Raw genomic sequence first — 20856 nt, forward strand, 5'->3', positions numbered from 1 at the left:
GTGGCGGGTCCGCACACGTCACGAGGCCGCACCCCTCCAAGGGGTGCGGCCTCGTCGTCGTGGTGGCGCCGGCGTCAGTCGTCGTCGCCGTCGGGCAGGACCCAGTTGAGGACCATCGAGACGACCGTGACCACGAGGGCACCCAGGACCGCGTCCCAGAAGAACTCGTTGATCGTGAAGCTCAGGCCGAGCGGGTCGGCGATCCACTCGGTGAGCTGGAGCATGAAGGCGTTGACGATGAACGTGAACAGCCCCAGCGTCAGGATGATGAACGGGAAGCTCAGGAACTTCGCGACGGGCTTGACGATGGCGTTGACGATGCCGAACACGACCGCCACGAGCAGCACGGTCGCGAACTTGGACCCGAACTTGCCGTCGCCGAAGGAGATGCCGGGGAGCAGCCACGCCGCCACCCAGAGGGCGACCGCGTTGACCGCGACCTTGATGACGAAGTTCATGGCTCGATCCTTCCAGATCAGGCCACGTGCCGTCGGCTGGTGACGACGCGGAAGCGGCTCGCCACGAACGCGGCGTCCGTGTAGGCCGCGTTCGCCGCCGGGTTGGCGCCGGTGCCGTGGAAGTCGGAGAAGGCCGCCGTCTGGTTGACGAAGACCTGGCCGGTGAGGTTCTCCGAGAGGGCGACCCCTGCGTCGGCGGCAGCGTCCCGGGCCGCCTCGAGGACGGCCTCGTCGGTCGAGTAGACCGCAGCCGTCATGGCACCGTGCTCGCGCACGGTGTCGCGGAACTGCGCCAGCGACTGGTCGGTGCCCGAGGTCGCGATGAGGAACGTGACCGGTCCGAAGCACTCCTGGGTGTAGACGTCCTCGCGGCTCGCGTCGAGGCTGACCAGCCCCGGGGCGCGGACCACGGCGTCGGGCCAGGTCGGGTGGGTGACGGCTCGGGAGTCCAGCACCACCGTGCCGCCGGCCTCCGCGGCGAGGTCGGCCAGACCGCCCGCGTTCTCGCGGACGCCGTCGTTGACCGTGGCCCCGAGCAGCTCGACCGCCTTGGCGTCGTCGCCGGTCAGCCTCCCGACCGCGGCCGCGAGCTTCTCACCGAACTCCGCGAACGACACCGGTCCCTCGTCGGTGCTGATGCCGTCGCGCGGCACGTACAGGTTCTGCGGGGTCGTGCACATCTGGCCGGAGTAGAGCGTGAGCGAGAACGCCAGGTTGCCGAGGACACCGCGCAGGTCGTCGGTCGAGTCGACGACGATCGAGTTCACCCCGGCCTTCTCGGTGTAGACGAGCTTGCCGCTCGCCGCGCCGGCCTCCTCGAGCCAGGTCCCGAACGACGGGCCGCCGGTGTAGTCGATGATCCGCACCTCGTCGCGCTCGGCGAGCACCTTCGCGAGGCCCTCACCCTCGGCCTCCGGGGCGAGCTGGACGAGGTCGGGGCTGAACCCGGCGGCAGCCAGCACCTCGCGGGCCACGGCGACCGAGATCGCCAGCGGCAGGATCGCGTAGGGGTGCGGCTTGATGATCACGGGGTTGCCGGTGACGAGCGAGGCGAAGATCCCCGGGTAGGCGTTCCACGTCGGGAAGGTGTTGCACCCGATGACGAGCGCCAGGCCTCGCGGCACGATCCGGTAGTCCTTCTGCATCCGCAGCGGCGCGGGGTTCCCCTGGCGGTCCTTCCCGGGCTTCTCCCAGACGACGGACGCGGGCACGCGCTCCTGCTCGACGAGTCCCGCGACGACGGCCTCGAGGGCACGGTCCTGCGCGTGCGGACCGGCCGCCTGGAACGCCATGACGAACGGCTGTCCCGTCGTGTGCATCACCGAGTGGGCGATCTCGAACGACCGGCGGTTGATGCCCTCGATCACCTCGACGCAGACGGCCGCACGCGTTCGGGCGCCGGCGTCGCGCCATACCGGGAGGGCCTCCTGCGCCGCGGCGATGGCGGCGTCGAGGTCGAGGTGGGGGTAGGTGATCCCCAGCGCCGGGCCGTACGGCGAGGTCTCCTCGCCGACCCACGACCCGTCCGTGGCCACGGCACCGAGGGCGCCGAACGCCTTGTCCAGCAACGACTCGTATGCCGCCTGGCCGTCGGCCGCGGCCGACTCACCGTAGACGCGCGGCGAGGGGGACTCGGGGTAGCGGGAGAAGTACGAACGGGCGGCGAGCGCGGCGGTGGCCTGCTCGAGGACGTCCGCGTGCTTCGCGACGAGGGGGTGGGGGGTGCCGCCGGGGCCTTCGTGGGGCTCGGTGGGCTGCGTGGGCGCCGTTGCCTGGGTCATGGCGTCATCGTAGGCGCGGGCGCTGCTCGTGCCGACCGGTCATGATGGGCGGGTGAGCGACGAGGCGGCCGAGACGGACCTGGGGCACGTGCAGCGGATGTGGGCGGACGACGAGGCCTCGCGGGGGCTCGGCATGGAGGCGCTGGTCATCGAGCTCGACCACGCCGTGGTCCGCATGGAGGTGACCCCGGCGATGGTCAACGGCCACGCGATCGCGCACGGCGGGTTCGTCTTCACCCTGGCCGACTCGGCGTTCGCGCTGGCCTGCAACAGCGGTGGCACGCTCACCGTGGCCGCCGGGGCCGACATCACGTTCGTGGCCGCCGGGCGGCTCGGCGACGTCCTGGTCGCGGAGGCCCACCAGCGCCGGACGTTCGGCCGCAGCGGTCTCACCGACGTCACCGTCACGCGGGAGGCCGACGGGGCGGTCGTCGCAGAGTTCCGTGGCCGGTCGCGCAGCCTCCCGCCCCGGTAGCTCGCGGGCGCTGGATCTCGCCGAGCGTGGCGTCCGTTTTGTCCCTAGGGTCCGAGGAGGTCGGCACCGACCGTGTCGACCCCCGACCACCGGAGGAACCATGCGCCCACTGAGAAGCCTCGCCGCCGTCGCGGCAGTCACCGCAGCCGTCGCCCTCGTGCCGACCACGTCGGCGACCGCCGGCGCCGACCACCACGGCAGACCCCCGGCCGTACCGACGCAGCCCACCAAGGGTCCGTGCGCGTACACGCCGATGGAGGACACCACCTACTCCACGTTCGTGGGGCTGCCCAAGGACCCGCGGCACACGCCGGACCGGGGCAGCCTGGGCGTCACGCTGAAGACGAACCATGGCGACATCCCGCTGGTGCTCGACCGCGCGGCGGCACCCTGCACCGTGCAGAGCTTCGCGTTCCTCACACGCGCCAAGTACTTCGACGACACCATCTGCCACCGCCTCACCTCGTACACGACCCCGCCGGCGGCCCTGTCGGTCCTGCAGTGCGGCGACCCGCTCGGCACGGGGTACGGAGACCCCGGCTACTCCTTTAAGGACGAGCTCGACTCCGCCAAGGCCCTGCAGAACTGGCCCGGATTCCCCGACGGCAGCCGCAAGGTCTACCCGCGCGGCACCCTGGCCATGGCCAACGCCGGGCCGGACACCAACGGCAGCCAGTTCTTCCTCGTCTACCGGGACTCGCGGCTGCGCCCCGACTACACGGTCTTCGGCCACGTCACCGAGAAGGGCATGAAGGTCCTCGACGCGATCGCGGCCGGTGGCATCGACCCCGGCACCGACGGCACCCCGGAGGACGGCATGCCGGCCCTGCGCACCGAGATCGAGCGCGCCAGGCTCAGCGGGCACCACGGCCGCTGAGCCGGTCCGTGNTCGGGTACCCGTGGCTGGGAGCCGGCGGCACGCAATACGGTGAGGGCATGCGCGTCTTGGTCACCGGCGGTGCCGGCTACATCGGATCCCACACCGTCGTCCAGCTCGTGGCGGCCGGGCACGAGGTCGTCGTCATCGACAGCTTCGCCAACTCCAAGCCGACGGTGGTGCCGCGGCTCGAGGCCCTGATCGGTGGGCCGCTCGAGGTGCACGCGTTCGACCTGACCGACCGCGACAAGACCGAGAACCTGTTCGCCGAGCGGAAGTTCGACGCGGTCATCCACTTCGCCGGGCTCAAGGCCGTCGGCGAGAGCGTCGAGGTGCCCCTGGAGTACTACCAGAACAACCTCGACTCAACCTTCGCCCTGGTGCGGGCGATGCAGCGCCACGGCTGCTTCCGGCTCGTCTTCTCCTCCTCCGCGACCGTGTACGGCGAGAACGCCCCGGTCCCGATGAAGGAGGAGTTCCCGACCTCGGCCACCAACCCGTACGGCTGGACCAAGGTGATGATCGAGCAGGTGCTGCGTGACGTCGCACGCACCGACGAGCGCTGGCGGATCGCGCTGCTGCGCTACTTCAACCCGGTCGGGGCCCACGCCTCGGGCACCATCGGCGAGGACCCGCAGGGGATCCCCAACAACCTCATGCCGTTCATCGCGCAGGTCGCGGTCGGCACGCGCGAGAAGCTGAGCGTCTTCGGCGACGACTACCCGACGCCAGACGGCACCGCCCTGCGGGACTACATCCACGTCGAGGACCTCGCCGCCGGCCACCTCGCCGCCCTGACCAGGCTCGGCACCACCGACGAGGTCGTCTCCACGTGGAACCTCGGCACCGGGCACGGGACCAGCGTCCTCGAGGTGCTGCACGCGTTCGAGAAGGCCTGCGGCCACGAGCTGCCGCACGAGGTCGTGGGGCGCCGCGCCGGCGACATCGCCGCGTCCTACGCCGACCCCAGCCGGGCCGAGGCCGAGCTGGGCTGGAAGGCCACCCGCACGATCGAGGACATGTGCGCCGACCAGTGGCGCTGGCAGCGCGAGAACCCGGTCGGCTACCCGGACTGAGCGGCCTCGACGACCCAGTCGAACAGCGCCTGCTGGTGCGGCACGGTGGCAGCGTCCACCTCGGGGTGCCACTGCACGGCGATGACGCGACCGTCGGACGACTCCATCGCCTCGACGCAGCCGTCGGGGGTGGTGGCTGACAGCAGGTAGCCGTCGGCCAGCCGGTCGCAGGCCTGGTGGTGGTTGGACCAGCCGTCACGCCGGAGCCCACCACCGTCGCGGACCAGGACGCGTTCGAGCAGGGTCCCCGGAACGACGTCCACGGCGTGGGAGTTGTCGGCGTGGGCGACCGAGGTCTCCTCGAGGTGCTGGTGGATCGTCCCGCCGAGGACGACGTTGAGCACCTGCATCCCGCGGCAGATGGCCAGCACGGGCAGCCCTGCCTGGACGGCGGCACGCGTCACGGCCACGTCCGCGGCGTCCTGCTCGGCCGGTGGGTGCGTCTCGCGCGGGTGCACGTCCGGGACACCGAACGGTCGGAGGTCGAGGTCCTCACCTCCCTGGAGCACCACGGCGCCGGCGTGGGCCACCAGGTCCCTCGCCCGCTCGACGGACTCGGGCCAGGCGAGCACCGGCTCCCCGCCGGCGCGGACGATCGCATCCACCAGCGACCGCGGGGCGAAGACGCCCGGGCGCGAGCGTCCCTCGATCTGCCCCGCCCAGCGAGCGGGCACGAGGACGAGCGGACGCGGCATACGCAGGACCCTAACCAGCCGGAGCGGGCGGTGAGACGCGAGTCACGGTTGGTCGGGACCTTCGCCCCTGTCACCAGGTCTACGACGCGGCGTAGTATGTACTACGAACCGTAGTAGTGCCCCGCAGTCGTGCAGAGAACCCCGGAGCAACGATGGACAACCTCGACCTGGCCAGGTGGCAGTTCGCCATCACCACCGTCTACCACTTCCTGTTCGTGCCGGTGACGATCGGCCTGTCCGCCCTCGTGGCCTGGTACCACTCCTCGTGGGTACGGCGCCGCCGGCCGGACGACCTGCGGCTCGCCAAGTTCTTCGGCAAGCTCTTCACGATCAACTTCGCGCTCGGGCTCGTCACGGGCATCGTGCAGGAGTTCCAGTTCGGCATGAACTGGTCGGACTACAGCCGGTTCGTCGGAGACATCTTCGGCGCACCGCTGGCGATCGAGGCGCTCCTCGCGTTCTTCCTCGAGTCGACCTTCCTCGGGCTGTGGATCTTCGGCTGGGGCCGCATCCCCGAGAAGCTGCACGCAGCCTGCATGTGGATCGTGCACGTGGGCACGCTGCTGTCGGCGTACTTCATCCTCAGCGCCAACTCGTTCATGCAGAACCCCGTCGGCTACCGCCTCAACCCGGTGACCAAGCGGGCCGAGCTGACCGACTTCGGCGCGGTCCTCACCAACAAGGTGCAGCTCGTGACGTTCCCCCACGTCGTCGCGGCGGCCTACCTCGTCGGGGGCGCGGTCGTCATGGCCGTCGCGCTGTGGCACCTGCGCCGGGTCGACGTGGGCACGGACGAGGGGATGTACCGGCGCGCGACCCGCCTGGGAGCCGTCGTCACCCTCGTCGCGGGTCTCGCCCTCGCCGTGACCGGCGACATCCAGGGCAAGATCATGACCGACGTCCAGCCGATGAAGATGGCTGCGGCAGAGGCGCTGTACGACAGCTCCGACGGCAACGCCCCCTTCTCGCTGCTGACGATCGGCTCGCTCGACGGCAGCGAGGAGAAGTTCGCGGTCACCGTCCCCGGGCTGCTGAGCTTCCTGGCGACGGGGCACTTCGACGGCAGCGTCCAGGGCATCAACGAGCTCAAGGCGGAGTACGCGCAGAAGTACGGCACCGGCAACCCGCTCACCGCGGACGCGACCTACACGCCCAACATCCCGTTGTCCTACTGGAGCTTCCGGCTGATGATCGGCGTCGGCATGGCTGCCTGCCTCATCGCCCTCGCGGTCCTCTGGACGACGCGCGGCGGTCGCGTTCCCCGAGCGCGCTGGTGGCACTGGGTCGTCATCGCGACACCGCTGCTGCCCATCTTCGGCAACAGCTTCGGCTGGATCTTCACCGAGGCCGGTCGCCAGCCGTGGCTGGTGTTCGGCGTGATGTCGACCAGCACCGGGGTCTCACCGTCGGTCTCGGCCGGCGAGGTGGTCACGTCGATGGTCGTCTACACCCTGCTCTACGGCGTGCTCGCGGTCATCGAGGTGAAGCTCTTCCTCACCTACCTGCGCGCCGGGGCGCCGCCGTTCGAGGACCCCGTGGTCGCCGCCGACCAGGACGAGGACGCCCCCCTCGCCTTCGCCTACTGACCGCCGTCGCTGACTGACTGACTGACTGAAAAGGATTGCACCGCAATGGAACTCAGCACCGTGTGGTTCATCATCATCGCCGTCCTGTGGACCGGCTACTTCGTCCTCGAGGGCTTCGACTTCGGGGTGGGCATGCTGCTCCCCGTCCTCGGACGGGGCGAGGACGACGAGACCACGGAGAAGCGCCGCCGGGTCATGATCAACACGATCGGCCCCGTGTGGGACGGCAACGAGGTCTGGGTGCTGACGGCGGGNCTGCTGCTCATCCTCGTCGCCCTCATCGTGCGCAACCTCGGGTTCGACTACCGCGGCAAGCGCGATGACGCCACGTGGCGGGCCCGCTGGGACGCCGCGATCATCGTCGGCTCGGCGGTGCCGGCCCTGCTCTGGGGCGTCGCCCTGACCAACGTCGTGCGGGGCCTGCCGATCGACGCGAGCAAGGAGTTCACCGGCAACCTGTTCACCCTGCTCAACCCGGTCTCGCTGCTCGGTGGCCTCGTCACCGTCGGCCTCTTCCTCACCCACGGCGCGTTGTTCGTGGCCCTGAAGACCACCGGCCCGATCCGTGAGGACGCCCGGGGCGTCGCCACCCGCACCGGCGTCGTCACCGCGGTCCTCGCCGTGGCCCTCCTCGCCATCCTCGGCGCCGCTGACGGCAACATCGGTTCGTGGGTGACGACGGTGGTCGCCGCCGGCGCCCTCGTCGCCGCCCTGGCGGCCAACCTGCGGGGCCGCGAGGGCTGGGCCTTCGTCGGCACCTTCGTGACCATCGCGATGGCCGTGACGACGTACTTCCTCCTGCTCTTCCCGAACGTCATGCCCAGCACCCTCGACGCCGCGTGGTCGCTGACGACCGTGAACGCCTCGAGCACGCCCTACACGCTCAAGATCATGACGTGGGTGGCGGTGCTGTTCACGCCGATCGTCCTGCTCTACCAGTCGTGGACGTACTGGATCTTCCGCAAGCGCATCGGCACGCAGCACATCCCGGGCGCCACCCGGCACGACCACGCCGAGCCCAGCCCGGCCACCCGCTGATGCGTCCGTTCGACCCGCAGGTCCTGCGCACGCTGCCCGAGGCCCGACGCCCGCTCGCCACACTCGGCGCCGTGGGCGTGGCCCAGGGCATCGCGACCGTCGCCACGGCGTTCGCCCTGTCCGCCGTCGTGGTCGCGGCGGTGAGGGGTGTGCCCCTCGGCGCCCCCGCGGCATACCTGCTCGGACTGTTCGTGGTCCGCGGGCTGCTCGCCCTGACCGGCGAACGCGTGGCGGCGTCGGCGGGTGCCGCGGTCAGCGCCGGGGCCCGCAGCCGCCTCCTGCGCCACTGGGCCGCCGCCCCGGCCGAGCGGCGCCCCGACCCGGCGACCGCCCTGGTCCTCGCCGACCAGGGAGCGACGAGCATCGAGCCGTACGTCGCACGGTTCCTGCCCGCCCTCGTCACCGCCTGCGTCGTCCCGCCGCTGGCCGTCGTGGTCCTCGCGGTCGTCGACTGGCGCAGCGCCCTCGTGGTCGTGCTCACCCTGCCGCTGCTCCCGGTGTTCGCCGCCCTGATCGGGGCCACGACCCGCGACGCGACCCAGCAGCGCTGGAAGGCACTGGCCTCCTTGTCCGGGCACTTCCTCGACGTGGTGCGCGGGCTGCCGACGCTGGCGGCCTACGGTCGGGCCGAGCGACAGACCGCCGTCATCGGCGAGGTCAGCCAGCGGCACCGCCGGACCACCATGGCCACCCTGCGGCTGGCCTTCCTGAACTCGGCAGCGCTCGAGCTGCTCGCGACGATCTGTGTCGCGATCGTCGCCGTCATCGTGGGGCTGCGGCTGTCGCACGGCGGCCTGGAGCTCGGGACGGCCCTGGTCGCGATCCTGCTGGCGCCCGAGGCCTACTGGCCGGTGCGACGGGTGGGCGCGGAGTTCCACAGCGCCGCCGACGGTGCCGCCGCCCTGGCCGAGGTCACCGCCCGGCTCGGCGACGGGGCGCAGGAACGACAGGACCACGGCGTCCTCGTCCACACGGTGCCCAAGGCCGCCCGGGTCGAGGTGCACGGGCTCGGGTACACCCACCCCGGAGCCACGCACCCGGTCCTGGACGACCTCGACCTCGCCGCCGGCGTCGGCCTCACCGTCGTCACGGGTCCGTCGGGCGTCGGCAAGTCGACCCTGCTCGCGCTGGTGGCCGGCCTGCGGACACCCTCCCGGGGGACGGTCACGGCGCCGGCGACGCACCTCGTGACGCAACGCCCGTTCCTCACGACCGAGAGCATCCGCAGCAACCTCACCCTCGGAGGCGACTCCAGCACACCGGGCGAGTCGTTGTGGGCGGCGCTGCGGGAGGTGGGCCTCGAGGGCCCCGTCGCCGCCCTGCCCGCAGGTCTCGACACCCCGCTCGGCGACGACGGCCGCGGGCTGTCGGCCGGGCAGCGGGCCCGCCTCGTCCTCGCGCGGGCCACCCTCAGCCGGGCCACCGTCGTGCTCCTCGACGAACCCACCGCCCACCTCGACGAGGCCACCGCCGCCCTGACCCACGAGGTCATCGCCACCCTCGCCGAACGCCGCTGCGTCATCGTCGTCACCCACCGCCCCGAGCTCGTCGCCCTCGCCGACCAGCACGTGCACCTGCAGCCGGTCGGGGTGACCGCATGAGCAGCCCCCGGGTCGGCCGGCGCGTGGCCTCGCCCCGCGTCGTCCTCGCCGGGGTCATCGGCGCCGGCGCACTCGGGTCGGGGGTGGCGCTCACCGCGACCTCCGGCTGGCTCATCGTCCGCGCCAGCGAGCGCCCCGTCATCCTCACCCTGCTCACCGCGATCGTGGCCGTCCGGACGTTCGGGATGGCGAGGCCGGTGCTGCGGTACCGCGAGCGGCTGCGTTCGCACGACGCCGCCCTCGACGACCTGGCCCGGGCGCGCACCGACGTGTATGCCGCGCTGGTGCCGCTGACTCCTGCCCGCCTGCCCCGCCGGGGTCGGGCAGCGGTGCTGCGCGGCGTCGTCGACGACGTCACCGACCGGGTCGAGGCGCAGGTCCGGGTGACGGTGCCCGTGCTCGCGGTGACTCTGACCGGCGCCGGTGCCCTGGTGCTGTGCACCCTCGTCGAACCCGCGGCCGGCATCGTCGTCGCTGCCCTCCTCGCCACCGTCGCGGCGGTCACCGTGGTCGCCTGGCGGGTGGAGGCACGCAGCCAGGTCGAGCTCGGCACGGCCCGGGAGGAGCTGACCCGGGTGACCGAGCTGGTGGCCTCGCAGGTCGACGAGCTGCAGGCCATCGGGGCCACGGCCGCTGCGCTGGCCCGGGTCGACGAGGCCCACGCAGCCGTCGCGGCGAGCACGCGACGCCAGGCCGTCGGCCGCGCCCTCGCCGCGGCCGCCCTCCCGCTCGCGACCGCGCTGGCCACGGTCGCGTGCGCCGTCGTCGCCCGTCGCGGTGGGCACTCCGACCCCGTGACGGCCCTCCTGGTGCTGGCGCCGTTCGCCCTGGCCGAGGTGTTCGGCTCCCTGCCGGACGTCGCCCGCTCATGGGCCCGCGCGCAGGCGAGCGCGACCCGTCTGGACTCCCTGCTCGACGCGGAACCCGCCGTCGTCGACCACCCCCAGCCCCTGTCCGGTCGGCTGCGCCCGCGCCGGCCGGGCGGCACGCCCCACCTCGAGCTGCGCGGGGTCAGCGCGACGTGGGACGGCACCCGCACCCACCTGCCCACGACCGACCTCGACCTGCCGGCCGGGACCGTGCAGGCCGTCGTCGGGCCGAGCGGTTGCGGCAAGTCGACCCTCCTCGCCGTCCTCGCGCGACAGCTCGACCCGTCGGACGGGCGGTACCTCGTGGACGGGGTCGACGTCCGTGACCTGCCTGCCGCCACGGTCCGCGACCTCGTCGCCGTGGTCGACGACGAGCCGCACGTGTTCGCGACGACCCTGCGCGAGAACCTGCGACTCGCCAGACCGGGTGCCGACGACCGGGCCGTCGGGCAGGCGCTCGACGACGCCGGGCTGGGCGAGTGGTTCGCGTCGCTCCCGAACGGTCTCGACACGGTCCTGGGCAGCGGCGGACAGGGCGTCAGCGGCGGCGAGCGCGCCCGGTTGTCCATCGCCCGCGCGCTGCTGTCCGGCCGACCCGTGGTCCTGCTCGACGAGCCCGTCGCCCACCTCGACCACCCCACCGCCGTCGCGGTCCTGCGGGACCTCGTCCGGTCCCGTGGCGGGCGCACCGTGGTCGTCGTCAGCCACCGGCCCGAGGGGCTCACGGACGCGGACGGCATCATGGACCTGACGAGCCCGGAGGTCGGGCTCGTGGGACAGGTGGGATGACGATGCCGCACAAGGCGATCAACAAGCTCGGCGAGCTCGAGCGCGCGGTGATGGACGCCGTCTGGGCGGCCGGGGCCGACGGTCGCGCCCCCCTCTCGGTCCGCGAGGTGCACGACGAGCTGAGCCGCAGCCGCGACCTCGCCTACACGACGGTCATGACCGTCATGGGGCGCCTTGCCGAGAGCGGGCTCCTCACGCAGGAGCGCAGCGGACGGGCCTACCTGTATGCCGCGGCCGACTCCCGCGAGGAGCTCACCGCCACCTCGATGCGGGCCCAGCTGAGCGGCATGGCGGCCCCCGACCGACGGACCGCGATGCTGCACTTCCTCGGGGATGCCACGGCAGAGGAGATCGCCGACCTCAAGGCGGCCCTCGCCGAGGTGGAGCAGCGGCACTCCGAGGGCCCGCGGCCCTGACCGGGGAGCTCGCCTCCGCTGCTCCGGCCGCCACCGTCGCGCTGGCCGTGGCCGCGGGGTCGTTGGCCGGGCCGGGTCCGCGGGTCATGGCCGGGCTGACGCGGTTCAGGCGGGCACCGTTCGAGGCGCTGGTCGTGTGGCAGTGCGTGTCGCTGGCCGGGGTCGTGGCCGCCCTCGCCGTGGCGCCGGCGGCTGTCGCGAGCACCACGCTGCCGGGGTGGGCCACGGTCGTCGCCCTCCTGTTCAGCGGCGGCATGCTCGCCCGCGTGCTGTGGTCCGGTCACCGGGTCGGCACCCGGCTGCGCAGCGAGCGCCGTCGTCACGGCGAGCTGGTCGACGCGCTCGGGACCCATGACAGCCGCACCGCGGGCCTGGCCGGGGGCGAGGTGCGCGTCCTCGCGCACCCCACGCCGACGGCATACTGCCTGCCCGGGCGGCGACGACGGGTGGTCCTCACCGAGGGCACCCTGCTGGCCCTGCCCGCCGACGAGCTCGCCGCGGTCCTCGCGCACGAACGGGCGCACCTGCGGGCGAGGCACGACCTGGTGCTGGAGTTCTTCGCGGTGCTGCACGAGGCGGTGCCGTCGCGGCTGCGGGCGGTCGAGGCGCTGCGCGAGGTCCGGTTGCTCGTCGAGGTGCTGGCCGACCGGGCCGCCCGCAAGGTCGCCGGACCGGTTCCGCTCGCCCGCGCCCTCGTGTCGCTGGCCGGGGGCGCGCACCCGGACACGGCCCTGGGCGCCACCGACGGCACGACCGACGAGGGCGCTGCCGACGGCGGTGCCGTGGGCGGCAGCGCCGGCGACGGGGGCGCCGCCGACAGGTCTGCCGGGGCGTCGTCGGCCACCCGCGACCGAATGCTGCTGCTCACCGAACCCGACGCCAGCCCCGCCCTTCGAATGGCGATGCTCGCGTTCGCAGCGCTGGTGCTCACCACGCCCGTGGCGCTGCTGGCCGTCGCACTGGGCTGAACCGCGGCAGGGTTGAATGGCCGCATGAGCACCAACCGGCCCTACCGCGTCACCGTCGTCTGCACCGGCAACATCTGCCGGTCCCCCATGGGCGAGTTCCTGCTGCGCGAGCGGTTCGCCGACGCCGGGCTCGAGGACGAGGTGGTCGTCGACTCCGCCGGGACGCACTCGTGGGAGGTCGGCAACCCGGCCGACCCGCGCACGCTGGCGGTCCTCGCCCGCAACGGCCACGACGACCTCGGCGGCAGCGACCACGTGGCCCGCAGGTTCGAGCGCTCGTGGTTCGACGAGGTCGACCTGGTCCTGGCCGCCGATGCCGGCCACCACCTCGAGCTGACCAAGCTCGCCCGCACCGACGAGCAGCGGGCCAAGGTGCGGATGTTCCGGTCCTTCGACCCCGTCTCCGCCGAGGCCGACGACCTCGACATGGACGACCCCTGGTACGGCGACGACAGCGCCTTCGACCAGACCTACGCCGAGGTCACGGCCGCGGCGGACGGCGTCGTGGAGCACGTCCGGCGAGAGCTCACCTCCCGCCGCAACTGACCGCCGGTCCACCGACCCTCGTTCGCGAGTTTGAAGCAGCAGCGACGCCTGGGCTGTGCCACCGCTTCAAACTCGGCGGCCCATCTCCTCGGAATAGTTGAAATCGAAACGATGTTGTGGTGGCATGACCACGATGACGACGCCGTTCAGCCTCCGTCTGGCCCTCGCCGAGGGGCTCGCCGACCGCGGTGACCACGCGGCGGCGGCCACGGCGTACGCCGAGCTCGTCGAGGAGGCCACCCGCGAGGACATGGGCCACGGCACCACGGCCCTGCGCACCGAGCTGGCCCGCGCCTACTTCGGCTCCGCCCAGCTCGGCCGGGCCGAGGCCGTCCTGCGCGAGCTGGTCGAGCAGGCGCCGGACGACGGCTACCTGCACCTCCTGCTCGGCCGCACCCTTCAGCGTCAGCGCCGCCACGACGACGCCCGCCGCCACCTGGCCCTGGCCAGCATCCTCGGCGACCACGAACGCCCCACCGCCTACGGTGAGGCGAGCACCCGCCGATCGGCCTGATCCACCCGCGTGAGAGGACGACGATGACCGACTACGGACACGAGCTGGAGTTCGGCATCTTCCCGAGCCCGGACGCCGACCGCCTCCACGAGACCCTCGCGATGGCGGAGGCCGCCGACGTCGGGGGCCTCGACCTCGTGACGATCCAGGACCACCCGTACCAGGCCAAGCACCTGGACGCCTGGACCCTGCTGTCGGTGATCGCGGCCCGCACGACCTCGGTCCGGGTCGCCCCCAACGTCGCGAACCTGCCGCTGCGCCCACCTGTCGTCCTCGCGCGCAGCGTCGCGACGCTCGACCAGCTCAGCGGCGGGCGGGCCGAGCTGGGTCTGGGGACCGGGGCGTTCTGGGACGCGATCGTCGCCGCCGGCGGCCCCCGCCGGACGCCCGGCGAGGCGGTCGAGGCCCTCGAGGAGGCGATCGCGGTGATCCGTGCCCTCTGGTCGGGGCGGGGCTCGGTCACCCTCGACGGCGACCACTACCCGGTCAGGGGCCTGCACGCGGGCCCGGTCCCGGCGCACGACGTGGGGATCTGGGTCGGCGCGTACAAGCCGCGGATGCTCCGCGTCACCGGTCGCCTCGCCGACGGCTGGCTCCCAAGCCTGGGGTATGCCGCGCCGGAGACCCTCTCGGCGATGAACGCCACCATCGACGAGGCAGCGGAGAAGGCCGGCCGGTCGCCCGTGGACATCCGTCGCCTCTACAACATCCACGGCCGGTTCGGGTCCGGCGGCGGCCTGCTCGAGGGCCAGCCGCGGGACTGGGCCGAGCAGCTCGCCGAGATCACCCTCGACCAGGGAATGAGCACCTACATCCTCGCCGTGAGCAGCCTCGACGACGTCGAGCGGTTCGCCGCCGAGGTGGCTCCGCTGACCCGCGAGCTCGTCGACACCGAGCGCGCCCGCGCCGCTGTCCAGCCGAAGGCACCCGAGGCGGCGGCACCGACCCGAGGGGAGACGCTCGAGGTCCGGGCCACGCAGGCCCCGCGCACCGACGTGCCGGCCGACGTGTGGGACGAGTCGACCCGACCCAGCGCGCCGGTCGACCCGGACGAGCGCTTCACCGCCACCCAGCAGGCGACCGGGCAGCACCTCGTGGACGTCCACGACCACCTGCGCGGCGAGCTCGAACGCCTCCGCGACGTCGTCGAGCAGGTCGCCGCCGGCGAGACCGACGCCGGACGGGCGCGCAACATCATCAACGAGCTGACGATGCGCCAGAACAACTGGACGCTGGGTGCCTACTGCGCGTCGTACTGCCGCGTCGTCACCGGTCACCACACGCTCGAGGACCGCTCGGTCTTCCCGCACCTGCGGCACAGCGACCCCCAGCTGGCCCCGGTGATCGACCGGCTCGAGGCGGAGCACCACGTCATCCACGACGTCCTCGAGCAGGTCGACCACGCACTCGTCCAGATGGTCTCGGGCGAGAAGGGCACATCGGTCGTGCGCGACGCCGTGGACCTCCTCGGCGCCACCCTGCTGTCACACCTGTCCTACGAGGAGCGGGAGCTCATCCCCGCCCTCTCCCGCCACGGCTTCAGCTGATCGAGCGGTGGCGCTGGCCGATGCCAGCGGTGCCGTAGGGGTAGTCGTCCATCTGGGGGGCACTGACCTCGGAGAGCCGGTCGAGCTGCTCCGCGGTCAGGTCCAGGTCGGCAGCCGCGAGGTTGTCGGCGAGCTGGGTGACGTTGCGCGCGCCGAGGATGACCGAGGTGACGGCCGGCTGGGCGGCGACCCAGGCGAGGGCGACCTGCGCCGACGTCGCGCCAGCCTCCTCAGCGACCTCGCCGACGGCGTCGATGACCGCCCAGGTCCGCTCCTGCTTGTTGCGCGGGCCCCACGCCTCCATGCCGCGCTCCGGGTCCTCGCCGAGGCGGGACTCGCCCGTCGGCGTGGTGTCGCGCTGGTACTTGCCGGTCAGCCAGCCCCCGGCCAGCGGCGACCACGGCAGCATCCCGAGGCCACCGTCGAGGCAGGCCGGGACGACCTCGTGCTCGATGTCGCGGACCAGCAGGTTGTACTGCGGCTGCAGCGTCACCGGCGGTGTCCACCCGTGCTCGCGGGCGGTGTGCACCGCCTTGGTCACCTGGTAGCCGAGGTAGTTGGAGAAGCCGTAGTAGGAGATCTTGCCGGCGCTGATCGCGTCGTCGAGGAAGCGCAGCGTCTCCTCGAGCGGGGTCACCGCGTCCCAGGCGTGCATCTGGTAGAGGTCGATGTGGTCGACGTCGAGGCGCGTCAGCGAGGCGTCGAGGGCCTCGCGCAGGTGCCGACGGGAGAGGCCGAGGTCGTTGCGCCCCTCGCCCATCGGGAACCTTCCCTTGGTGGTGATGACCAGGTTCTTGGCGTCGTCGGGGTGGGCCTTGAGCCAGCGGCCGATGATCTCCTCCGAGACGCCTGCCGAGTAGACGTCGGCCGTGTCGAGGAACGTGCCGCCCGCCTCGACGTAGGCCGTGATGATGTCGCCGGAGGTGGCTTCGTCGGCCTCCGCCCCGAAGGTCATCGTGCCGAGGCACTGGGTGGAGACGACGGTGCCGGTGGATCCGAGTGTGGTGTAGCGCATGCCTTCCACCGTATGCCGCGCGGCCGGGCGCCGCTCGACTGGACGGGTGTGCGGGAGGGGTCGGTTCCTCTGGGAGACTGGGGCCATGGCTTCGCTTGCTGACGCGACCCCCTCCATCGCCCTCGGTTCCCTCGACGGCCGCTACCGCGGTGTCGTGGCCCCGCTGGTCGACCACCTGTCCGAGCCGGCCCTCAACCGGGCCCGTGTCCGGGTCGAGGTCGAGTGGCTGATCTGGCTGACGACCCACCAGGTCGTCCCGGGGGTCCGCTCGCTCACGGAGAAGGAGCAGGCCGAGCTGCGCCAGGTCGTCGCGGACTTCGGGGCCGACGAGATCGAGGAGCTCGCGACGATCGAGCGCGAGACGCTGCACGACGTCAAGGCCGTCGAGTACTTCCTCAAGCGCCGCCTCACCACGATCGCCCCCGCCGAGGAGGACGCCGGCCTCGCCGAGCTCATCCACTTCTGCTGCACCAGCGAGGACATCAACAACCTGTCCTACGCGCTCATGGTGCAGGGCGCCGTCCAGCAGGTCTGGCTCCCCCGCGCGACCCGCCTGGTCGAGGCCGTCGCGACGATGGCCTCGGACCTGCGCGACGTGCCCCTCCTCGCCCACACGCACGGGCAGCCGGCGACGCCGACGACGATGGGCAAGGAGCTCGCGGTGCTCGCCCACCGCCTCGGCCGCCAGCTGCGCCGCATCGAGGGCGCCGACTTCCTCGGCAAGCTCAACGGCGCGACCGGCACGTATGGCGCGCACCTCGCCGCCGTCCCTGAGGCGGACTGGCCCGCGCTGAGCCGTGGGTTCGTCGAGTCCCTCGGCCTGGAGTGGAACCCTCTCACCACCCAGATCGAGAGCCACGACTGGCAGGCCGAGCTGTACGCCGACGTCGCGCGGTTCAACCGCATCCTGCACAACCTCTGCACAGACGTGTGGACCTACATCTCCATGGGCTACTTCGCCCAGGTCCGCGGCCAGGGCACCGTCGGCTCGTCGACCATGCCGCACAAGGTCAACCCGATCCGGTTCGAGAACGCCGAGGCCAACCTCGAGGTGAGCAACGCGCTCCTCGACGTCCTCGGCTCGACCCTGGTCAACAGCCGCCTCCAGCGCGACCTCACCGACTCCTCGATGCAGCGCAACATCGGGTCGGCGTTCGGCCACTCGCTGCTCGCCATCGACAACGCCGAGCGGGGCCTGGCCGGCCTGGACGCCGTGCCCGCCGCGATGGCCGCCGACCTCGACCGCAACTGGGAGGTCCTCGGCGAGGCGGTCCAGTCCGCGATGCGGGCGCTGGGCGCCCAGGGCGTGGCCGGGATGGAGAACCCCTACGAGCGCCTCAAGGAGCTCACCCGCGGCCGCCGCATCACCGGCGACGACCTGCGCGAGTTCGTGGGCGGCCTCGGCCTGCCCGACGACGTCGCCGCCCGGCTCGCCGCGATGACGCCGGCGACCTACATCGGCGCTGCGCCGGAGCTCGTCGACTACCTCGACTGACCCCTCACCGCAAACCTCCCACCGTTCGCGTGGTCGGGCGGGCGGGGGCGGTCGAGCGGCGGGCGCGCGGGGCGGTCGAGCGGCGGTCGGGCGTGGGCGCCATACCGTCGCGCTCGTCGGTGGGCACGGCTAGCGTGGCGAGGTATGACGGCACGCAAGGCCCGACTGGCCGACCTCGCCGAGATCGCCCTGGCACTGCCCGAGGTGGAGGAGGGCACGTCCTGGGGGCGCCCGGCCTACGTCGTGCGGAAGAAGTCGTTCCTGCACTTCCGTGAACCGCGACCGGATGCCATCGACCCGGACACCGGCGAACGCATGCAGGACGTCATCCTGCTCAGCGTCGCGGACCAGAACGACAAGGACGCTCTCGTCGCCTCCGACGGACCGTGGTTCACCACCCCGCACTTCGACGGCTACAACGCGATCCTCGTGCGCGAGCGCGATCTCGGGAAGCTGACCCGGCGCGAGCTCGAGGAGGTCATCACCGACGCGTGGGCCGCCAAGGCGCCCAGACGCCTCGTCGAGAAGTTCTTCGACGAGGCGTGAGCGGAGCGGCTCCCCGGGTGGGTCGAGCCGCTGGACGGGGCCGTCAGACGGTGACCTTGCCCGTGGGGGTGTCGAACGTGACCGACAGCAGCCCGGGGGTGCCGTGCGGGGCGACGAAGGTGAAGTCGATGACCGAGGACGTGTCGTCGGCCTTCATGTTGAGCCATTCGCGGACCCGGGCCGGGTCCCCGGCGATCTGCAGGCCGTCGATGGTGACCTGGGTGTGGGCCGCGGTCGAGGGGTGCAGGGCGGGGTCGTCCCACTTGATGAAGAAGGGCAGCTGCGGGTCGGACATGAGGCCCTTGACGCCGAGCTGGCGCCAGCGCAGCTCCACACCGTCGGGGCGGTGCCGGTTGCCGACGACCGCCTCGCGGCCGATGCGCTGCTCGTACGGCGCGAGGTCGTCGACCGCGACGACCCAGCCGAGCCAGCCACCGCCGGCTTCGGAGCGCGCACGGACGGCCTGGCCGAACGGGGCCTTGTCGGAGGCCGGGTGGTCGAGCACCTCGACGACCTCGACGTACCGCTCGTGGGCCAACGGGAGGATCACGTTGCGAGTGCCGAAGCGGGGGTGGATGCCCCCGTCGACTGCGTCCACCCCGATGACCTTCGCCAAGCGAGCAGCGGTGGCCTTCAAACCGTCGTGCTCAGCTGCATACGAAACATGGTCAACTCGCATACCCGACATCGTGGCACACCCCGGGGAGTGCTCTTGACACGGGTGTGGTCAGTGGGGCAGCGGTGCTCCCAGTGCCGCGCGCTGGCGAACGGCCTCGTAGATGACGATTGCTGCCGATGTCGCCACGTTGAGGGAGTTTGCCTTGCCCACCATGGGGATTCGGACCTTGTGAGCAGCGTGGGCGAGCACCTCGTCGGTGAGCCCGTACTTCTCCGCACCCACCGCGACGGCCACCGGGCCGGTGTAGTCGACGTCCGTGTAGTCGACGTCGGTGTCCGGGGTCGTCGCGACCAGGGCGATGCCGTGGGCGTCGAGCCAGGCCAGCGTCGCCGCTGTCGAGTCGCTGGCCACCGGCACCGAGAAGACCGTGCCCTTGGAGGCGCGGACGAGGTTGGGGTTGCCCCAGTCGGTGACCGGGTCGGCGGCGATGACGGCCTCGACGCCCGCGGCGTCGGCGGTCCGGAGCATGGCGCCGAGGTTGCCCGGCTTCTCGACGCCCTGGCACAGGACGGTGAGGGCGTGGGGGCCGACGACGAGGTCGGCACAGGTGCGGGCCACGGCGGGGACGACGGCGATGAAGCCGTCGGGGCCCTCGCGGTAGGCGGCCTTCTCGAACGCCGCCCGCGAGACGAGCACGGTGTCGACCCCCGAGCGGCGCACCTGGTCCACCACCCCGGTCTGCGCCGCGGGGTCGAGCATGAGGTCGGGGCAGTAGTACAGGGCCTCGGGGAGCACCCCGGCGTCGAGGGCCAGCGTCAGCTCCTCGTACCCCTCGATGAGCGTCTGCCCCGTCTCCTCGCGCGTGCGGCGACGGCGCAGCGCGGCGAGTGACTTGAGCCTCGGGTTGGACGGCGAGGTGATGTGGAGGTCAGCCATGGCCGGATCAGTGTGTCAGGTCATCGCCCGGTCAGGTCAGCGCACGGTAGGACTGCCCGTGCGGCCCGGACCAGCCGATAGGCGTGCCGTCGAGCGCCGTGAGGAACGGCTGCGGCCCCACGACGTCCGGCGGCTCGGGTGCGGCGACCAGCAGGTCGATCAGGCTCGGGTGCTCGTTGGCGAGCCAGTGCGCCCCGAGGGACCGGACCACCTCGACGAACCGCGCCCGCGTCTGCGCGTCGACGTAGGCGAGGACCGCGCTGTGCATCACGACGAGCGTCGCCCCCGCGGGAGCCAGGGAAGCAAGCCGGGGCAGGTCGTCGACGAGGTCGCCGGTGACGAGCAGGGGCGGGTCTGCGACCACGAGCCCGGCAGCCGCCTGCAACCGACGACGGCGCTCGTCGTGCTCCGGCCAGACGAGGCACTCGAGCCAGCCCAGGTCCTCGGGATCGGTGAGGTCGAGCGGGTGCAGGTCGAGACCGGCCCGCCAGACCACCTCGGGCACCGCCGTGGGGGTCGGAGCATCACCGGACCAGGTGCAGGCCAGCACCGGCCCGGGACCGTCGCCGACCACGCCGTCACCCCAGTCGTAGCGGTAGCGGTCCGGGTAGAGGCACAGCCCTGCGCTGGCGCCGACCTCGAGGAGGGCCAGCGGCCCGGGCAGCAGGTTCAGCGCCGGGACGAGGGTGGCGCAGCGGCCTGCCTCGTTCGTCTGGGTGGACCGGGTCAGCAGCTCGGCACGGACCCGGGTCCAGTTCCCGGCGAGCCAGGTGAGGAACGCCGTCGGGTCGTCGACCGGGGCGCCGAGCAGCCGGCCGGTGCCGAACAGGAGGTTGGGCTGCCGCTTGGCCACGGGCACCGACGCGAGCGCCTGCTGTGCCTGCGGATCGGAGGCAACGGCATACGCCAGGCGCTCGTAGGTGGGGGACGAACCGGCCGCCTGGCCGCGCGCGAAGGCGAGGTACTCGGGGTCGGGCACTTCCAGCACCCCGGCATGATGGCACGGGCC

At 72.4% G+C, this 20856-nt stretch carries 22 protein-coding genes; 15 read left to right on the plus strand and 7 right to left on the minus strand.

What is annotated here, in order from left to right:
• Positions 1-74 precede the first annotated feature (74 nt).
• Positions 75-458, minus strand: coding sequence for a phage holin family protein (locus tag ASD62_RS10800; RefSeq protein WP_056915964.1), 384 nt, complete (start codon positions 456-458; stop codon positions 75-77).
• Positions 459-475: 17 nt separating this feature from the next.
• On the minus strand, positions 476-2239 hold the full coding sequence (gene paaN / locus ASD62_RS10805) for a phenylacetic acid degradation protein PaaN (protein WP_056915965.1): 1764 nt from the start codon (positions 2237-2239) through the stop codon (positions 476-478).
• A gap of 52 nt (positions 2240-2291) precedes the next feature.
• Between paaN and paaI the strand changes: the two genes are divergently transcribed.
• From paaI to galE, 3 genes are all read left to right on the plus strand, one after another.
• The gene (gene paaI / locus ASD62_RS10810) at positions 2292-2714 is read left to right on the plus strand and encodes a hydroxyphenylacetyl-CoA thioesterase PaaI (protein ID WP_235530682.1); all 423 of its coding nucleotides are present in this window, start codon (positions 2292-2294) and stop codon (positions 2712-2714) included.
• Between the two features lie 100 nt (positions 2715-2814).
• Positions 2815-3591, plus strand: coding sequence for a peptidylprolyl isomerase (locus ASD62_RS10815; protein ID WP_056915966.1), 777 nt, complete (start codon positions 2815-2817; stop codon positions 3589-3591).
• A gap of 59 nt (positions 3592-3650) precedes the next feature.
• Positions 3651-4667: a UDP-glucose 4-epimerase GalE gene (gene galE, locus ASD62_RS10820; protein ID WP_056915967.1), complete on the plus strand. Its 1017-nt coding sequence runs from the start codon at positions 3651-3653 to the stop codon at positions 4665-4667.
• Here galE and ASD62_RS10825 read toward each other — a convergent pair.
• Positions 4655-5362, minus strand: a complete 708-nt coding sequence (locus ASD62_RS10825) for a gamma-glutamyl-gamma-aminobutyrate hydrolase family protein (RefSeq protein WP_056915968.1) — start codon at positions 5360-5362, stop codon at positions 4655-4657. The genes galE and ASD62_RS10825 overlap by 13 nt on opposite strands.
• Positions 5363-5514: 152 nt before the next feature.
• On the opposite strand from ASD62_RS10825, the gene ASD62_RS10830 reads away from it, so the two are divergent.
• The 10 genes from ASD62_RS10830 (at position 5515) to ASD62_RS10870 (ending at position 15236) form a co-directional block, all read left to right on the plus strand.
• Positions 5515-6948 carry a cytochrome ubiquinol oxidase subunit I gene (locus tag ASD62_RS10830; protein WP_056915969.1) on the plus strand — a complete coding sequence of 478 codons (1434 nt, stop codon included), beginning with the start codon at positions 5515-5517 and terminating at the stop codon, positions 6946-6948.
• A 45-nt stretch (positions 6949-6993) separates the two neighbouring features.
• Positions 6994-7202, plus strand: a 209-nt coding sequence (locus ASD62_RS20720) for a cytochrome d ubiquinol oxidase subunit II (protein WP_235530776.1), incomplete at its 3' end; no start/stop codon positions are given.
• A 1-nt stretch (position 7203) separates the two neighbouring features.
• Positions 7204-7986, plus strand: coding sequence for a cytochrome d ubiquinol oxidase subunit II (gene cydB, locus ASD62_RS10835; protein ID WP_369818795.1), 783 nt, complete (start codon positions 7204-7206; stop codon positions 7984-7986).
• On the plus strand, positions 7986-9587 hold the full coding sequence (gene cydD, locus ASD62_RS10840; protein ID WP_056915971.1) for a thiol reductant ABC exporter subunit CydD: 1602 nt from the start codon (positions 7986-7988) through the stop codon (positions 9585-9587). Before cydB ends, cydD begins: the two co-directional genes overlap by 1 nt.
• Positions 9584-11245, plus strand: a complete 1662-nt coding sequence (gene cydC, locus ASD62_RS10845) for a thiol reductant ABC exporter subunit CydC (protein ID WP_056915972.1) — start codon at positions 9584-9586, stop codon at positions 11243-11245. Before cydD ends, cydC begins: the two co-directional genes overlap by 4 nt.
• The gene (locus ASD62_RS10850; RefSeq protein ID WP_369796256.1) at positions 11242-11661 is read left to right on the plus strand and encodes a BlaI/MecI/CopY family transcriptional regulator; all 420 of its coding nucleotides are present in this window, start codon (positions 11242-11244) and stop codon (positions 11659-11661) included. The genes cydC and ASD62_RS10850 overlap by 4 nt, the downstream gene beginning before the upstream one ends.
• A gap of 86 nt (positions 11662-11747) precedes the next feature.
• Positions 11748-12629 (plus strand): M56 family metallopeptidase, encoded by an 882-nt coding sequence (locus ASD62_RS10855; RefSeq protein ID WP_082580723.1) that lies wholly within the window; start codon positions 11748-11750, stop codon positions 12627-12629.
• 24 nt (positions 12630-12653) lie between these two features.
• Positions 12654-13175, plus strand: a complete 522-nt coding sequence (locus ASD62_RS10860; protein ID WP_056915975.1) for a low molecular weight protein-tyrosine-phosphatase — start codon at positions 12654-12656, stop codon at positions 13173-13175.
• Positions 13176-13299: 124 nt separating this feature from the next.
• Positions 13300-13689 (plus strand): tetratricopeptide repeat protein, encoded by a 390-nt coding sequence (locus tag ASD62_RS10865; RefSeq protein WP_056915976.1) that lies wholly within the window; start codon positions 13300-13302, stop codon positions 13687-13689.
• Between the two features lie 23 nt (positions 13690-13712).
• Positions 13713-15236 (plus strand): LLM class flavin-dependent oxidoreductase, encoded by a 1524-nt coding sequence (locus ASD62_RS10870; RefSeq protein ID WP_056915977.1) that lies wholly within the window; start codon positions 13713-13715, stop codon positions 15234-15236.
• On the opposite strand, the gene ASD62_RS10875 is transcribed toward ASD62_RS10870, so the two are convergent.
• Positions 15229-16251: an aldo/keto reductase gene (locus ASD62_RS10875; protein WP_056915978.1), complete on the minus strand. Its 1023-nt coding sequence runs from the start codon at positions 16249-16251 to the stop codon at positions 15229-15231. The two genes, ASD62_RS10870 and ASD62_RS10875, sit on opposite strands and share 8 nt — an antisense overlap.
• Before the next feature lie 85 nt (positions 16252-16336).
• Here ASD62_RS10875 and purB point away from each other — a divergent pair, with 85 nt between their 5' ends.
• Together purB and ASD62_RS10885 are read left to right on the plus strand one after the other, a co-directional pair.
• A complete protein-coding gene (gene purB / locus ASD62_RS10880) occupies positions 16337-17746 on the plus strand; it encodes an adenylosuccinate lyase (RefSeq protein WP_056915979.1) in 1410 nt (469 codons plus the stop codon).
• Between the two features lie 144 nt (positions 17747-17890).
• Entirely contained in the window at positions 17891-18292 is a 402-nt protein-coding gene (locus ASD62_RS10885; protein ID WP_056915980.1) for an MmcQ/YjbR family DNA-binding protein, read from the plus strand.
• Between the two features lie 43 nt (positions 18293-18335).
• Here the strand turns inward: ASD62_RS10885 and ASD62_RS10890 are convergent, their stop codons facing one another.
• From ASD62_RS10890 to ASD62_RS10900, 3 genes are read right to left on the minus strand one after another with little or no spacing between them, the layout of a single operon-like run.
• Positions 18336-18971: a VOC family protein gene (locus ASD62_RS10890; protein WP_056915981.1), complete on the minus strand. Its 636-nt coding sequence runs from the start codon at positions 18969-18971 to the stop codon at positions 18336-18338.
• 48 nt (positions 18972-19019) lie between these two features.
• Positions 19020-19847: an RNA methyltransferase gene (locus ASD62_RS10895; RefSeq protein ID WP_056915982.1), complete on the minus strand. Its 828-nt coding sequence runs from the start codon at positions 19845-19847 to the stop codon at positions 19020-19022.
• Between the two features lie 31 nt (positions 19848-19878).
• Complete coding sequence (locus ASD62_RS10900) at positions 19879-20835, minus strand: DUF2332 domain-containing protein (RefSeq protein WP_235530683.1); 957 nt, start codon at positions 20833-20835, stop codon at positions 19879-19881.
• Positions 20836-20856: the final 21 nt, after the last annotated feature.

Origin of the sequence: Phycicoccus sp. Root563, from assembly GCF_001427915.1 — a bacterium.
Classification (GTDB): Bacteria; Actinomycetota; Actinomycetes; order Actinomycetales; family Dermatophilaceae; genus Pedococcus.